15 protein-coding genes are annotated in these 15,642 nt (G+C 59.2%); 11 read left to right on the top strand and 4 right to left on the bottom strand.

Translation table 11 applies throughout. The features are described 5' to 3' along the window. Positions 1–136: 136 nt before the first annotated feature. Positions 137–1,384: a pyridoxal phosphate-dependent aminotransferase gene (locus IT895_RS12785; RefSeq protein WP_199283665.1), complete on the bottom strand. Its 1,248-nt coding sequence runs from the start codon at positions 1,382–1,384 to the stop codon at positions 137–139. A 58-nt stretch (positions 1,385–1,442) separates the two neighbouring features. Then, a complete protein-coding gene (ylqF, locus tag IT895_RS12780) occupies positions 1,443–2,396 on the bottom strand; it encodes a ribosome biogenesis GTPase YlqF (RefSeq protein ID WP_085917778.1) in 954 nt (317 codons plus the stop codon). 160 nt (positions 2,397–2,556) lie between these two features. Between ylqF and IT895_RS12775 the strand changes: the two genes are divergently transcribed. Together IT895_RS12775 and IT895_RS12770 are read left to right on the top strand one after the other, a co-directional pair. Further along, a complete protein-coding gene (locus IT895_RS12775; protein ID WP_085917779.1) occupies positions 2,557–3,018 on the top strand; it encodes a YeeE/YedE family protein in 462 nt (153 codons plus the stop codon). Continuing rightward, entirely contained in the window at positions 3,015–3,428 is a 414-nt protein-coding gene (locus tag IT895_RS12770) for a DUF6691 family protein (protein WP_199283664.1), read from the top strand. Before IT895_RS12775 ends, IT895_RS12770 begins: the two co-directional genes overlap by 4 nt. 5 nt (positions 3,429–3,433) lie before the next feature. On the opposite strand, the gene dsbG is transcribed toward IT895_RS12770, so the two are convergent. Together dsbG and IT895_RS12760 are read right to left on the bottom strand one after the other, a co-directional pair. Then, positions 3,434–4,180 (bottom strand): thiol:disulfide interchange protein DsbG, encoded by a 747-nt coding sequence (dsbG, locus tag IT895_RS12765; protein WP_199285483.1) that lies wholly within the window; start codon positions 4,178–4,180, stop codon positions 3,434–3,436. A 172-nt stretch (positions 4,181–4,352) separates the two neighbouring features. Next, positions 4,353–6,116 (bottom strand): sugar phosphorylase, encoded by a 1,764-nt coding sequence (locus IT895_RS12760; protein WP_199283663.1) that lies wholly within the window; start codon positions 6,114–6,116, stop codon positions 4,353–4,355. A gap of 144 nt (positions 6,117–6,260) precedes the next feature. Here IT895_RS12760 and nrdR point away from each other — a divergent pair, with 144 nt between their 5' ends. The 9 genes from nrdR to lon all read left to right on the top strand — a co-directional run bounded on the left by nrdR (position 6,261) and on the right by lon (position 15,465). Beyond that, a complete protein-coding gene (gene nrdR, locus IT895_RS12755; protein ID WP_085917782.1) occupies positions 6,261–6,737 on the top strand; it encodes a transcriptional regulator NrdR in 477 nt (158 codons plus the stop codon). A gap of 2 nt (positions 6,738–6,739) precedes the next feature. Further along, complete coding sequence (ribD, locus tag IT895_RS12750) at positions 6,740–7,900, top strand: bifunctional diaminohydroxyphosphoribosylaminopyrimidine deaminase/5-amino-6-(5-phosphoribosylamino)uracil reductase RibD (protein ID WP_267905867.1); 1,161 nt, start codon at positions 6,740–6,742, stop codon at positions 7,898–7,900. A gap of 42 nt (positions 7,901–7,942) precedes the next feature. After that, positions 7,943–9,100: a bifunctional 3,4-dihydroxy-2-butanone-4-phosphate synthase/GTP cyclohydrolase II gene (gene ribBA / locus IT895_RS12745; RefSeq protein ID WP_085917783.1), complete on the top strand. Its 1,158-nt coding sequence runs from the start codon at positions 7,943–7,945 to the stop codon at positions 9,098–9,100. A 29-nt stretch (positions 9,101–9,129) separates the two neighbouring features. Then, the gene (gene ribH, locus IT895_RS12740; RefSeq protein ID WP_199283662.1) at positions 9,130–9,621 is read left to right on the top strand and encodes a 6,7-dimethyl-8-ribityllumazine synthase; all 492 of its coding nucleotides are present in this window, start codon (positions 9,130–9,132) and stop codon (positions 9,619–9,621) included. Continuing rightward, positions 9,614–10,117, top strand: coding sequence for a transcription antitermination factor NusB (nusB, locus tag IT895_RS12735; RefSeq protein WP_085917785.1), 504 nt, complete (start codon positions 9,614–9,616; stop codon positions 10,115–10,117). Before ribH ends, nusB begins: the two co-directional genes overlap by 8 nt. 59 nt (positions 10,118–10,176) lie before the next feature. After that, a complete protein-coding gene (thiL, locus tag IT895_RS12730) occupies positions 10,177–11,154 on the top strand; it encodes a thiamine-phosphate kinase (protein ID WP_199283661.1) in 978 nt (325 codons plus the stop codon). Then, a complete protein-coding gene (locus IT895_RS12725; RefSeq protein WP_199283660.1) occupies positions 11,151–11,624 on the top strand; it encodes a phosphatidylglycerophosphatase A family protein in 474 nt (157 codons plus the stop codon). The genes thiL and IT895_RS12725 overlap by 4 nt, the downstream gene beginning before the upstream one ends. A 48-nt stretch (positions 11,625–11,672) precedes the next feature. Continuing rightward, a complete protein-coding gene (locus IT895_RS12720; protein WP_085917788.1) occupies positions 11,673–12,929 on the top strand; it encodes a DUF945 family protein in 1,257 nt (418 codons plus the stop codon). Between the two features lie 91 nt (positions 12,930–13,020). After that, positions 13,021–15,465 carry an endopeptidase La gene (gene lon / locus IT895_RS12715; RefSeq protein WP_085917789.1) on the top strand — a complete coding sequence of 815 codons (2,445 nt, stop codon included), beginning with the start codon at positions 13,021–13,023 and terminating at the stop codon, positions 15,463–15,465. Positions 15,466–15,642 lie beyond the last annotated feature (177 nt).

The following is a 15,642-nucleotide window of genomic DNA, read 5'->3' as shown; positions in this document are numbered from 1 at the left end:
GGCGGATTCTCCCTAGGATATAACCGTCTTGAGTTTGGCGGCGTTGAGCAGAACGATTGCTGTCGAGCCGTACTGGTTTGATTAGATACGTGCAGTGTGCCCGGGTTTCAAGTACTCACGCCAAATATCGTATCTTTTACTGCCGATAGCGGGCGAGGAAGTTTGCAAAGCGGTCCAGGGCATCGCCCAGCTGATCAGCCCATGGCAGCGTGACAATGCGAACATGGTCAGGCTCTGGCCAGTTGAACGCTGTGCCCTGTACCAGCAGGATCTTCTCTTGCAGCAGCAGATCAAGCACCATCTGCTGGTCGTCCTTGATGTTGAACACCTTGGGATCTAGGCGTGGAAACGCATACAGCGCCCCTTTGGGTGTTACGCACGATACCCCAGGGATGGCATTGAGTTTTTCCACGGTGATATCGCGCTGGGCCAACAAACGTCCGCCGGGCAGGATGAGATCATTGATCGACTGGTAGCCGCCCAAGGCCGTTTGAATGGCGTGCTGGGCGGGCACGTTGGCGCACAGACGCATCGAGGCCAACATGGTCAGCCCCTGAATGAAATCCTGGGCGTGGAGCTTGGCCAGTGTGCCTGAAATGGTCATCCAGCCCGAGCGAAACCCGGCGCAGCGGTAGCTTTTCGACAGTCCGTTCATGGTGATGACCAGTTGATCGTCATCTGCCAACGCACCGGTGGCGGTGTGTTCGACACCGTCGTAGAGAATCTTGTCGTAGATCTCATCGGAGAACACCACCAGATTGTGCTGCTTGGCGATATCCAGCACTTCACACACCACGGCGGGCGGATAGACCGCGCCGGTAGGGTTGTTGGGGTTGATCAGCACAATGGCGCGGGTGCGACTGGTGATCTTGGCGCGAATATCGGCCATGTCCGGCGCCCAGTCCGCCTGCTCGTCGCACATGTAATGCACCCCATGACCCCCGGAAAGGTGCGCCGCGGCGGTCCACAGCGGGTAATCCGGGGCGGGGATCAGCAGTTCGTCGCCGTCGTTGAGGAGTGCTTGCATGGCCATGACGATCAGCTCGGAAACGCCATTACCAATGTAAATGTCCTCAATGCCGACGCCGGGAATCTGCTTGCGCTGGCATTCCTGCATGATTGCCTTGCGTGCCGAGTAGAGCCCCTTGGAGTCGCAGTAACCCTGAGCGGTGGGCAGGTTGCGCATGACGTCCTGAAGAATTTCTTCGGGTGCCTCAAAGCCAAACGGCGCAGGATTGCCGATATTGAGCTTGAGAATTCGCTGGCCTTCTTCTTCCAGCCGCTTGGCATGGTCGAGCACCGGGCCGCGAATGTCGTAGCAGACGTTACTCAGCTTGTGGGATTTTTTAAGCGTGGGGGATTCTTGAGGTTGGGGGGTGTCCATGAGCCTTGATTTCCAAAAAGTGTCCAGTGGCCGCGCGGCATTGTCGGTCGATGCCTCATTATGCGTCGGAATGGGAGGTGCTGTCTTCGTCGCTGTGCACCGGCGGCGGTGGAATATCGTCGGGGGTTTCCAGTGTCAGCCTTCCCAGCTTGCCGTCACGCAGTTCGTGCAGCAAGACTTCAGCGCCCCGGTGCAGGTCAACCGTGCCGCCGGGGCGCAGCCCGCCACGCTTGCCTGCTATTTCCTTGAGAATGGCCTGGCCGTCAAAGCCTGCGATCGCCAGAAAATCAGGCTTTTGCGGGCCGTCAGCATCGACCTCATCGGTGCTGGATGGCGCATAGCGGGGCAACGTCTTGAGCTTGTAGCGGGCGGTCAGTGCATCCGGGTAACGTCTCGCCAGTTCCGCGCTGGTGATGATCGCCACGTCGGTGTATTCAATCGCGGTATCACGAATCGCGCCACTGGCGGCGAGACGGTAGGCGCTGGCCTGGTCTTCAATCTTGGGCCATAGCACGCCGGGGGTGTCGATGAGCGCGACCCGACCGTCGATGCGTACCTTCTGCTGGCGCTTGGTCACCGCTGGCTCGTTACCGGTTTTGGCGATCTTACGCCTTGCCATGCCATTGATCAGTGTCGACTTACCCACGTTGGGAATGCCCATCACCATGACACGTACATCGCGGTCGACACGAACGGCCCCCGCCAGCTCGTGGCAGAGCTGGGGAATTTTTTTCAGTTCTCGGGTATTGGTGGTGGTGACTGCCAGCGCGCGCGTGTCGTCCTGGGCGTCGAAAAATGCGACCCATTCGGCAGTACGCTCCGGGTCGGCCAGGTCCGCACGGGAGAGAATCTTGAGCACCGGCTTGTGGCGGGTCAACTCGGCCAGCATGGGGTTGGCGCTGGAGTAGGGTAGCCGCGCATCGAGCACTTCGATGACCACGTCGATTTCCGGCAGCGCCTCCTGGATCTGGCGGCGGGCCTTGTTCATATGTCCGGGGAACCAGCCGAGCATGGGTCTCTCCTGCAAATTGCTAATGCGGTGCATCTTAACAGAAGGAGGTGGCTAAACGGTTGTTAACGCGTGATGCCGGTCATATATTCGCTTGTGATATAAGTATATAGTTAATGGAGCGGTATGATGCCGCTAAGTAATCGCTGAAGAGGAGCAATACATGGAACTGTCATCGAGCCTGCAGGGGCTTGCAGGTGGCATATTGATCGGTATCTCGGCGGTCTGGCTGATGGCAAGCCTGGGACGAATCGCCGGTATCAGCGGTATTGTCGGTAACTTGATCGCCCAGCGGCCTAAGGGCGATAGCGCTTGGCGGGCGGCGTTTCTCGTCGGCCTGGTCAGCGGGCCATTACTATTAATGGGGCTAGGTGCTGGATGGGGCAATGTCGTCAATCACCCCGGCGCGGTTATCGGCCAGCCGCTGGGCGGCGTGCCGCTGATGCTGGTGGCCGGCCTGCTGGTGGGGCTGGGCACCGGGCTCGGCAGTGGCTGTACCAGTGGTCATGGGGTGTGCGGTCTGGCGCGTCTCTCACCGCGGTCGTTGGCGGCGACGGTCACGTTTTTGGGTGCCGCCCTGGTGACCGTCTATGTCGTGCGTCACGTCCTGGGAGGTGGAGCATGAGCAGACAGGCTCTGACCCTGGTGGCGAGCTATGTAGCCGGCCTGCTGTTCAGTCTGGGACTGGCGGTATCGGGCATGACTGATCCGGCCAGGGTGGTCGGCTTCCTGGATGTCGCCGGCAACTGGGATCCGACGCTCATGTTTGTACTCGGCGGGGCGGTCATTACCACCTTTATCGGCTACCGTTTCGTGCTGAAGCAGCCGGTACCTCTGCTGGCAAAGCGTTTTCAACTGCCCGATAAGCAGGGGCTGGATGCCAGACTGTTGATCGGGGCGGCGTTGTTCGGCGTGGGGTGGGGGCTTTCAGGTTACTGTCCGGGGCCCGCCATCGCGTCGCTGGGCGGTGCCACGCTACCGCTGGTGGCAATGCTGGCGACCATGGTGCTGGGCTGGGTGATCGCCAGGCGTTGACGACGCTATTGCTCAGGTGCCGGACCGCCCATCATTTCTTCCAGGCGCTCTTCATCCGGCATGCCTTCGACGCGGTCCAGACGGGTGACGCCGTCATCGGTCTGGCGCTTGAAAGCGCTGGTCGGGGTGGCGTAGAGGCCCAGACCGTCAAACAGCTGGTTGTTGCTGTATACCTGCTCTTCAATTTCACGAGGTTGGGCGCTGGCGCGGATGTGGTCGCCTTGCTTATGGCGGGCAAGGGCGTCGGCGGGATCGTCGGCAGCGAGTAGCGATGCGGCCTTGGCGGGGCTGTCGGCGTCAAGAATGCCCACCACGATATGGCGTAGTTGCACCTCGCCTGCTTCAACCCAGGGCCGTGCGGCTTCCCAGAAAGCCTGGCAGTAGGGGCAGTTGGGGTCGGTAAAGGTGTAAACCACCCGTGGCGCGTCACGCTGGCCATCCTGAATCCAGTAGCTGTCTTCGAGGAGTTGCCAGGTTTGTGCTTCAAGTGGTGCCCGTACGTGCTTGTCCAGCGCTGCTTCCTCGAGCTGGTTGTCGCCCTCCTGGTCGGTCAGCGAGCCGGTAATGGCGTGCTCGCCGTCGGGGGTGAGGTAGATGGTCACTTCCTGGCCCTGACGGCTGGCGCCAAAGCCACGCATGCCGCCAGGGGCGTCAAATTCGCCGTGAATCTCCAGTCCTTGATCCGCCAGTGCCTGTACAGGGGCGGGGAGAGAGTCCGCTTGGGCTGTCGGCATCATGAGCATGCCGAGCATCGCGCTGCCGAATAGGGGCGAACGGCGTGATGTTGGCCGGGGTTGGAATAAGCGGTGCAGGGTGAACACATCGCGCATAGCGTTCCTCAATCGTTGCAGAATCGAGGGGATAGCCTAACGCGCAGGGCCTGAATCGGCATCATTTTCCGCTAATAAATCGATGCCGGGAATATCAAGGGCCATGAACCAGCCAGCGCACGGCATAGGGAGGCAAAGGGTCGGTGGCTTGACCAGAGGATCGGGCGTTGAGGTCTTGCCATGGGACTGACGATAACGCGTGCTGGACGTCATCACCGAGCTGATCAAATGATAGGGGCACCTCGGTGACATTGTATAGCGCCAACAGGCGGCGACCGTTGGCCAGCGGACCACGTTCGATGGCCAGCAACGATGGATCCGAAGTCAGTACGCGCTGTGCGGCATTGGGGTGGAAACAGGGCTCCCGGCGTCGGCAGTCCAGCAATCGACTCAGCGCATTGAAAACGTCATGGGTGGGTGTGGCGGTGCTGTCGAGGAGTAAATCGAGTTCGCGGCGCTGCCAGCGGCGGCGATTGATAGAGCGTAAGCGACCGCTGCGCTCAACGCCTTCCACGTCGTTGAGGGTGCCGGTCAGGGTATGGATATACAGGGCCGGAATGCCTTGAAGACTGAGCATGATCGCCTGGCTGCACAAGAAACGTGCAATTTGCCACGGATCGGGGCCTTTGCGCGTGCCTTGCATGGCTTCAAACCAGGTGATGTTGATTTCATAGGGGGTGTCGCTGCCGTCGGGGTTGCTGCGCATGCTGACAAAGCCGCCAAATCGGTGCATCAGTTCGAGCAGCGCATCGCGTTCGTGATCGGGTAACAGGCCTTCCAGTGGGCGTACGCCAATGCCATCGTGGCTGGCGGTAAAATTGAGATAGGTGCAGTGGTCGGGTAGAGGCGGCAGGCTGGCCAGCCAGCCTTGCAGGGTATGCGTTTCGCCCCGTGTCAGGGTGTGCAACAGCAGCGGCGGCAAGGTGAATTGGTAGATCATGTGGGCTTCGTCGGGCGGGCCGTCGGCGAGGCGGTCAAGACCGAAGTAACTGATGTTTTCGTGATGCGGCACGTTGGTTTCGGTGATCAGCAGCGTGCCGGGGGCAACGTGGTCCACAATGGCGCGTAGCAATCGCACGACGGTGTGGGTTTCCGGCAAGTGAATGCAGTTGGTTCCCAGCCGCTTCCATAGAAAGGCGACGGCGTCCAGGCGCACGATACGGGTGCCCTGCTCGAGGTAAAACAGCAGGATGCCGACAAATTCCAGCAGCACATCGGGGTTTTCGAAGTTCAGGTCGAGCTGGTCTTCGGAAAACGTCGCCCATAGGTAACGTGTTCCCCGGCGGGTGGATATCGGCACCAACAGCGGGCTGCTACGTGGCCGAACCACTGCCGACACATCGGTGTCGGGGTCGACTTCGATAAAATAATCGCGCCCCGGTAGGCTACCGCTAAGATAGTCGACAAACCATAACGACTCCCGGGACACATGGTTGAGCACCAGGTCCGCCATCAGGTCGTAGTGGCGGGCAAGGGTCTGAATATGCTGCCAGTCGCCCAGGTCGGGGTTTACTTCCCGGTAGTGGATTACTGAAAAGCCGTCGTCGCTGCTCCACGGGAAAAACGGCAGTACGTGGACGCTGCTGATACGTTCACCGAGACGCGCTTGCAAAAAGTCGTCGAGCACTGCCAGCGGGGGCGCTGGGTCATCAACGATAGAGTCACCATAGGTGATCAGCCACTGGTCTTTCTCGCTCCACAATGGTGCACGCTGACCCTGCTGCTCGATGGAAAGTTGCGGCTCCGACGCTGGGCAAAAATGCGCCAGGCGTTGATTCAGGCGGCGCTGAACCTCCGTGGCGCGGGGCCCGTAAAGGTGATCCAGATAAACGTGCACAGTGTCGTCGAAGGCGGTCATAAGGGTGTCCCAGTAAACAGGCTTCCACAAACGGTGCAGCTTGTGTGCCAAAACGTTACAATAGGCGGTTAATAGCGCATTAACAGGTCGTATTTTGCTTTCTCGTGCAGCGCTTTCGCACGGGCCGACAACAGGTTGAACGCCATGCATTGCCCTTTTTGTGGTGCTAACGATACTCGCGTGACCGATTCGCGGCTGGTAGCCGACGGTGACCAGGTGCGTCGCCGTCGCCAATGTGCAAGTTGCCAGGAGCGTTTTACCACTTATGAAACCGCCGAGCTGGTCATGCCCCGTGTGGTCAAGTCTGACGGTTCGCGCGAAAGCTTCAACGAAACCAAGCTGCGTGCCGGTATGCTGAGGGCGCTCGAAAAGCGGCCGGTCAGCGCAGAGGCCATTGAGGCGTCCGTCGAGCGGATACGCCAGACGCTTCGCGCGCGGGGAGACCGGGAAATTGACGCCCGCGATATTGGTGAGTCGGTCATGCAGGCCTTGAACACCCTCGATCAGGTGGCCTACATTCGCTTTGCATCCGTGTATCGCAAGTTTCAGGATCTGGACGAATTCCGGGCTGAAATTGATCGCTTGTCCCAGGAACCTGCTGACGGCAGGCCCTCAACGTGAGCGTGGCCTTGTTCAGTACCGATGACCATCGTTACATGGCCCGCGCGCTGGCGCTAGCGGCATACGGTCTGTACACCACCGACCCCAACCCTCGTGTGGGCTGCCTACTTGTCCGCGATGGTAAGGTTGTGGGCGAGGGCTATCACCGCTACGCGGGTGAGCCGCATGCGGAGGTCAATGCATTGGTTGCGGCGGGCGAGAACGCTCGTGGCGCGACCGCCTATGTCACGTTAGAGCCGTGTTCACATATTGGCCGCACTGGCCCCTGCGCCGTGGCGTTGCAAGACGCTCGGGTGGCGCGCGTAGTGGTGGCCATGGTAGACCCCAATCCTCAGGTCAGTGGCCGGGGCATTCGCCTTTTGGAAGATGCGGGGATCGAGGTGTCAGTCGGGTTGCTGGAGGCAGACGCCCGCGCGCTCAATCCTGGCTTTATCGCCCGTATGGCGAGCAAACGTCCCTTTGTGCGCATGAAGATGGCGATGAGCCTCGATGGTCGCACCGCCATGGGGTCGGGTGAATCCCAGTGGATTACTGGTCCTGAGGCGCGCGCGCAGGTTCAACGATTACGTGCCCGTTCAAGTGCGATATTGAGTGGTGTGGAGACCGTCATCATGGATGATTCACGCCTGACGGTTCGTGCCGAGCAACTCGGCTTGGATGATGCCGCTGACATCGCCAGGCGCCAGCCGCTGAGGGTAATTGTCGATAGCCAACTGCGATTGCCGTTGGCAGCCGCCTGTTTGCGAGCGCCCGGGCGTACGCTGATTGTTACCACGTCCAGGGATACTGAGAAGCGCGGGCGACTGATAGACGCTGGGGCTGAGGTGCAGGTGTTAGCCGCCGATGCCCAGGGTCGTGTTGATCTGTCGGCTCTGCTTGAGTGGCTGGCGGCAAACGAAGAGGTTAATGAGCTGCTGGTTGAAACCGGCGCCACACTCGCCGGCGCCATGCTAAACGCGGGATTGATCGATGAAATGCAGCTATTTGTCGCGCCGACGCTGTTGGGCGGAGACGCCAGGCCGCTGTTTGCACTCCCGGGGCTTGTCCAGATGGCCGACCAGCAGCGCCTCACTATTCACGATATGCGGGCCGTTGGACAGGATTGGCGAATTATCGCCTCGCCAGTGGTGACTGGCACGAGCGACGATACCAAGGTACCCTGACGCGCGAAATCGCACCCTTGCGACAACTTTACTGGAGATTCCATGGCGCACGCTTCCTCTGGGACACTAGCCCCCATTGCTGAACTGGTCGATGATATTCGCCAGGGCAAAATGGTGATTCTCATGGACGACGAGGATCGCGAAAATGAAGGCGATATCATCATGGCCGCTGAAAAAGTCCAGGCGGAGCATATCAACTTCATGGCACGCTTTGCCCGCGGCCTGATCTGTTTGCCGATGACACGGGCGCGCTGCGAACAGCTGAATCTGCCGCTGATGGTACGCGACAACGGCTCCGGGTTTGGCACCAAGTTCACCCTGTCGATCGAAGCGACCGAAGGCGTGACCACGGGGATCTCCGCCGCCGACCGGGCGCGGACCGTCCAGGCCGCCGTTGCCCCGCATGCCAAACCCACCGATATCGTCCAGCCGGGACACATCTTCCCGCTGATGGCCGAGCCCGGTGGCGTTCTGCGTCGTGCCGGTCATACCGAGGCCGCCTGTGACCTGGCAGCCCTGGCAGGTTGTGACCCGAGCGGCGTGATTTGTGAGGTCATGAACGATGACGGCAGCATGGCGCGCCGTCCTGAGCTTGAAGCTTTCGCTGAAGAGCACGGCATCAAGATGGGCACCATTGCCGATTTGATTCACTACCGCATCGTCAATGAGCAGACGGTGGATCATCTCGAAGCCTCGCCGATTACTACCACCCAGGGCGAGATGACGCTGCATGTGTTTCGCGACCGCATTCAGGGCGCGCATCACTTAGCCCTGGTCAAGGGCCAGCCAGCGCCTGAGCAGCCCACGACGGTGCGGGTCCATCTGGCCGACACCTTGCGTGATGTGCTGGGGTTGACCAAAGACGAGCAATGTCGATGGGATGCCCAACGAGCGCTTGTCGAAATATCCGAGGCTCCTGCGGGCGTGTTGGTGCTGATCGATGACGGGCGCCCGCATCAAGACCTCAAAGACCAGTTGGATGTCTTTTTAGAGCGCGTGCGCCAACCGCGCACCAGCGATTCTGACGGCGCGGGAAATTACTTAACTATCGGTACCGGCTCGCAAATACTTCGCCATCTTGGCGTGGGTAAAATGCGTTTGCTCAGTTCGCCCTGGAAATTCTCGGCACTTTCCGGCTTTGACCTGGAAGTCGTCGAGCGGCTGGGGCCGAACGATACGTCCGATGAGTCCACCGCTTAGCCGTTATACACTTTAGCAGGAATAAATTGATGCAATCCCTTTCTCAAGTTGAAGGTACCTTTGTCGACGTCGATGGCCGTTACGTCATCGTGGTTGGCCGGTTCAATCACCATGTCGTAGACAGTCTGGTGGAGGGCGCCGTCGATAGCCTGGTTCGTCATGGCGTTGATATGGAGCACATCGATATTGTGCACGTCCCCGGTGCCTGGGAGCTGCCGCTGGCCGTCAAGCGTGTCCTCAAGGTGGTGAAGCCTGACGCGGTCATCGCCCTGGGGGCGGTGATCCGCGGTGGAACGCCGCATTTTGAATATGTGGCGGGTGGCTGCAATACCGCCCTCAACCAACTACAGCTCGAGTTCGATACGCCCATCGCCAACGGCGTGCTGACCGTCGAGTCGATCGAGCAGGCCATTGAGCGTGCCGGTACCAAAGCGGGTAACAAGGGTACTGAAGCGGCCATGGCGGCCATGGAAATGGTTTCGTTGCTGCGCGCTATTGCGCCGGGTGATACTCATGAGTGAACGTCGTGAGCGCAAGCCTTCGGCTGCCCAGCAGGGCCGGCAAGCGGCGCGTGAGCTGGCGGTGCAAGGGCTCTATCAGTGGCACATGACGGGTAAGCCGATCAACACCATTGAGGCCGAATTCCGCAGCCATCTACCTGATGCCGACATGGAAGATCATGAGAATTGGGCCAAGGTGATGGAGATTGCTGACAAGGCGCTGTTTCATGAGCTGCTGATCAATACGTCGCGTTTCAGTGCGGAGCTGGACCGGGATATAGCACCGTTGCTTGACCGTCGTCTGGAAGACCTGGATGCCGTCGAGCTGGCCATTCTTCGCCTTGGAGCCTACGAGCTGTCGCGGCGTATGGAAGTGCCTTATCGTGTGGTCATTAACGAAGGCGTTGAGCTGGCCAAGTCGTTTGGTGCCACTGACGGCCATAAATACGTGAACGGCATTCTCGACAAGTTAGCCATTCGCTTGCGGAGTGCCGAAGTCAGTGCGCGTCGCCGCTAACCGGCCCCATGGACCGGGTGACTGCGCGTTCTTGCTGACGTTGCGTTCAAGGGGCCTTTGTGCTTGCCGAATTTGATCTGATTCGACGTTATTTTACGTCGCCGTGTCGCGATGCGAGCTCTCGGAGCGTGGCGCTGGGGGTCGGTGATGATGCTGCCGTACTGACGCCACAGCCGGGCCGCCAGCTAGTGGTGAGTGTGGATACCTCGGTGGTAGATGTTCACTTCCCCGGCGAAGCACCCGCTGAAGCCATTGGACACCGTGCGCTGGCTGTGGCGCTGAGTGACCTGGCCGCCATGGGGGCGACGTCACGTTGGTGCGTGATGGCGCTGACCATTGATCAGGCGCAATTTGCCGATGATAACGCTGCTGATGCCTGGCTCTCGGGCTATGCGCGGGGGTTTGCCGCACTGGCTGACCGGCACGCAACAACGCTGGTGGGTGGCGACATCACGTCCGGCCTGCTTTCCATCGCCGTGACTGTCATGGGTGACGTGCCCAATACCACAGCGCTGACACGAAGCGGCGCCCGGCCTGGCGACGTGATTGCCGTTACCGGCGCGCTGGGCGGGGGAGCCGGCGGTTTGGCGCTGTGGCGAGAGGGTGAACGCGATAAGGCTCACCCGCTGCTTGAGCGCTATTTATGGCCGACGCCGCGCTTGGCGGCAGGCGAAGCGTTGCGCGAGTGGGCGACCGCGGCGATTGATATTTCAGACGGACTGTTAGCTGATCTGGGCCATCTGCGCGAGGCATCTGGCGTAGGGGCAACGTTATCGCTGGACGCATTGCCGCTGGCTGAAGGCCTGGAACATGCCTTGGGGCCAGAAGCGGCTCGACAGGCCGCATTGACCGGCGGCGACGACTATGAACTACTGGTGACGTTGCCCTCGACTCACGTCGAACAAGCGCGCCAGCAGCTTGCTGCGTCAGGCGTTCCACTCCACGTGATTGGTGAGTGCAGCGACATCTTGGGCGTGCATGGACTTCCCGTTCAGCGCTATCACGGCTGGCAGCATTTCAAGGGAGAGACGCCATGAATCATGCCCCTGCAAGCGTTTGGCGTCGGCCCACGCATTTTTTTGCCTTTGGGCTTGGCAGTGGTGCCGTGCCTTTTGCGCCGGGTACGTTTGGCACGCTGGCGGCGATTCCTTTTTATTGGTTAATGGCCGATCTGTCGCTAGGCTGGTACTTAAGTATTGTTTTTGTCGCCTTTGTGATCGGCGTATGGCTGTGCGATAGAACGTCCAACGATTTAGGGGTGCATGATCATTCCGGGATCGTTTGGGATGAATTTGTCGGCTACTGGATTACCATGGCGGCGGTGCCGTTTTCATGGGAATCTGCACTGTGGGGCTTTTTGGTGTTCCGCATTTTCGATGTATTCAAACCCTGGCCTATCCGCTGGGCGGACCGGAGGGTGGCCGGCGGGTTTGGCATCATGATCGATGATGTGATGGCAGGGATCTACGCCTGGAGCATAATGCATCTGTGGTTTTGGCTGCATTGACCGTTTAATAACGCTGCCCGTTGGCGCGTTTGGCTCAAGGGAGATGCCATGCGCAAGGAACGTTTGATTGTCCCCGTTCTGGCGGTAATAGCCGTGCTATGGGTAGCGGCACAGCTGCTTTCAAGCGTGTTGTTCGAGCGCAGCCTGCGTCAGGCGCTGGATGACCTGGCCGCCCGCGGTGAGTGGCGGGTGACGCGTACTGAAAGCGATCAGGGATGGTTAACCTCACAAGGCCGATTGGTTCTTTCGCCTTTGCTCGGGCGGCCCTGGCGACTGGAGCTTAGCTACACGGCCCGTCACGGTCTTTTAAGCACCGACGTGGAAGGCACGCTTTTGCCTCGCCTCGATACCGTCCTTCAGCAAGCGTTGGGGGAGGTATCTGCGCCTTCCGTACCGCGTTGGCAAGGCACTTACCACACATTGAGCGGTCACAGCGAACTGCGTCTGGCGCTTGCTCCCTTCGTTATTCAGCAAAACGGCAGGGAATTAGCCGTGCGCGGTGGTCGGCTGCGCCTAGAGGGCGTTTACGGCGATTGGCGGCTACGGGCGCTGATGGATCAACTGACCATTACCGATGGGCCGGCCGAGCTGCGTGTCGGGCCCTCGACGTTGGAGAGCCGCTACACCTACACCGAAGACGCCTACCACTTTACCCAGTACGATTCTCTACATATCGAGAATGTGGCGCTGTCCTACCCTGCTTTTGATGTGCAAATAGCCCCGCTTGATGTCAGTAGCCGGATGATGCTCGACGAGCAGGAGTTGCGCGTGAAAGGAGAGCTGCATATTGGCGAGGTCAGGGTGCCTTCCGAAGCGCCGGACACGCCGTTACTGCAAAACGGCCATATGGAAATGGAGCTTTCCCGGATCAATGCCGATGCGGTGCGCGATACCATACGTCAACTGCGCCAGGAAGCCGCATGGGGCGATGCTCGCTTACCCTTGGCGGAGGGAACCCTGACTCGCCTGCAGCCCGACTTGCGTCAGCTGTTAAGCGATTCACCGCGGTTGGATGTCTCGACCATCGCTGTCGACAGTCCGCTGCTGGGGATTCGATTGGATGCCGATGGCGCGCTGTTCTTTGACAACCGCCAGCTGGACAAGTTGGACATCACCAAGCTGGATGAGCCTGAAGAGCAGGCGCGTTGGCGTGAGCGTATCGACGGGGACTTTACCTGGCACGATGCCCCGACCGTCGCGGCCCTCTGGTTGGGGCTGCCGTTGGGTACTCAGGAACTGGCGTTCGACGTGGTGCGTGGCCAGTGGCGCGTCAATGGTCGTCCAATGCCCAATCTATGGCCCTGAGCGTCAACGGTTGAAGTTTGTCTGATGTGCCCGCATTTCCATCACAAAGCCGAGCGGCAATCGCCACCGGCAGGTGTTGATTGGAGGGTTCATGAGCGACCAGGAATTTGACCGAGACGACCACTTTAACGTGCAGGACGACAACGATCCGACCTCGCAGGGTGAGGACGACCAATTCCGATCAGACGGTGAGCGTGTCAACTCAATGGTGCCCGCCAGTGACATGCTTCCCGAACGTATCTATCTGCTACCGATCCATAATCGGCCCTTCTTTCCCGCCCAGGTGCAACCGCTGGTCATCAATCGTGAACGCTGGGAAGAGACCATGCGCCGGGTGGGTAATACCCCGCACCAGACTGTAGGGGTTGCTTATGTGGGTGAGCAGGGTATCGACTCCCTGGATAGTGAAGGCTTTCCGACCATTGGCACGGCGGTCAAAGTTCACAAGATGAAGGGTGAGGATCAGCAGATCCAGTTTATCGCCCGGGGTGTGCAGCGCTTCAAGATTCAGCGTTGGCTATCCAGCACGCCGCCTTACCTGGTTGAAGTGAGTTACCCCAAAGAGCCGGTGGATGCAGAAAACGAAGAAACCCGCGCTTATGCGATGGCGATTATTAATGGGATCAAGGAATTGCTGCCCATTAATCCGCTGTACGGCGAAGAGCTCAAGCACTACCTGAACCGTTTCAGCCCGCACGAACCCGGTCCGCTGACCGACTTTGCCGCGGCGATTACCTCTGCCAAGGGTCCGGAGCTTCAGGATGTGCTGTCGACGCTGGATGTTGCTGAGCGCATGCAGAAGGTACTGCCACTGCTGCGCAAGGAGATTGACGTTGCACAGCTGCAAAGCGAAATCAGCGAGCAGGTCAACGCGCAGATGCAGGAGCGTCAGCGTGAGTTTTTCCTCCGCGAGCAGCTCAAGGTGATCCAGCGCGAATTGGGTATTTCCAAGGACGACCGTGAAAACGATGTCGATACCTTCCGCGCCCGCCTGGAATCGCTGGTGGTGCCCGAGCGGGTCCAGTCGCGGATCGACGATGAACTGGACAAGCTCAGCGTACTGGAAACCGGTTCGCCTGAGTACGGCACGACACGCAATTATCTTGACTGGCTGACGTCGCTGCCATGGGGCGTGACCAGTCCTGACCAGTTGGATCTGAATCATGCCAGACAAGTCCTGGACCGTGATCACGACGGCTTGAAAGACGTCAAGGAACGGATTGTCGAATTCCTCGCCGAAGGGTCCTTCAAGGGCGATGTTGGCGGCTCGATTCTGCTGCTGGTAGGCCCGCCTGGCGTGGGTAAAACCTCTGTTGGGCGTTCGATTGCCGAAGCGCTGGGTCGTCAGTTCTATCGCTTTTCCGTCGGCGGCATGCGCGATGAGGCCGAGATCAAGGGACACCGCCGTACCTACGTGGGCGCGATGCCCGGCAAGCTGGTTCAGTCGTTCAAGGAAGTCGAAGTCGAGAATCCGGTGATCATGCTGGATGAAATCGACAAGCTGGGCCAGTCTTTCCAAGGGGATCCGGCATCGGCGTTGCTCGAGGTACTCGACCCGGAGCAGAACGTCGATTTCCTCGACCACTATCTGGATGTCCGTATGGATCTCTCCAAGGTGCTGTTCGTGTGTACGGCCAATACCCTGGATTCCATACCGAGTGCGCTGCTGGATCGCATGGAGCAAATTCGTCTGTCGGGCTACATTGCCGAGGAAAAGCTGGCGATAGCCAAGCATCACCTCTGGCCCAAGCTGCTCAAGCGCGACAACCTGCCCAAAAAGCGTATTCAGCTCAGTGACGCCGCTCTAAAGCAGGTGATTGAGGGCTACGCCCGGGAAGCGGGGGTGCGTCAGCTGGAGAAACAGCTGCACCGCATCGTGCGCAAGGCAGCCGTCAAGCTGCTGGAAGACGACGTTGAGACCGTCAAGGTGTCGGTTAAGAACCTCGAGGAATTCCTGGGCGCGCCCATCTTCCGCAAGGAAAAAGTCCTCAAAGGTGAGGGCGTGGTTACCGGTCTTGCCTGGACGGCAATGGGTGGTGCCACTTTGCCCATCGAAGCTGGCAAGGTTCATTCTCTGGATCGTGGCTTCAAGCTTACCGGCAAACTTGGCGATGTGATGCAGGAGTCTGCCAATATTGCCTACAGCTATACGCTTGGCCATCTGCAGGAATACGGCGCCGATAGCGACTTTTTCGACTCTGCCTTTGTACACTTGCACGTGCCGGAAGGTGCCACGCCCAAAGATGGTCCCTCGGCGGGGGTCAGCATGACCACGGCGCTGCTGTCACTGGCCAGGCATCAGGCTATTGACCGTCCTCTGGCCATGACGGGTGAGCTGACGCTCACCGGCCAGGTACTGCCTGTGGGCGGGATTCGCGAAAAAGTGATTGCGGCGCGCCGCAGTGACATCTTTGAAGTCATCCTGCCGGAGGCAAACCGGCGTGATTATGAAGAGCTGCCCGATTACCTCAGAGAAGGCATGACAGTGCACTTTGCCAATCGCTATCGTGATGTGGCCAAGGTTGTATTCAAATAGCTCATTAAGCGAATTAGTCATTGACTTGCTTAATTGATGACACTGCTAACGATTATCATCGTTAAATTAGCCTTTCTGGCCATTAACGTTTAGTCCTGTATAACCTTTAAACGCTATCCTCTCGGATAGCGTTTTTTTCTTTGTAGATCACTATTTAGTTTTTACGCTCAAGGTCGA

This window comes from Halomonas sp. A40-4 (assembly GCF_015767635.1).
Classification (GTDB): domain Bacteria; phylum Pseudomonadota; class Gammaproteobacteria; order Pseudomonadales; family Halomonadaceae; genus Vreelandella; species Vreelandella janggokensis.
This window is presented reverse-complemented; position numbering and strand designations above follow the sequence as displayed.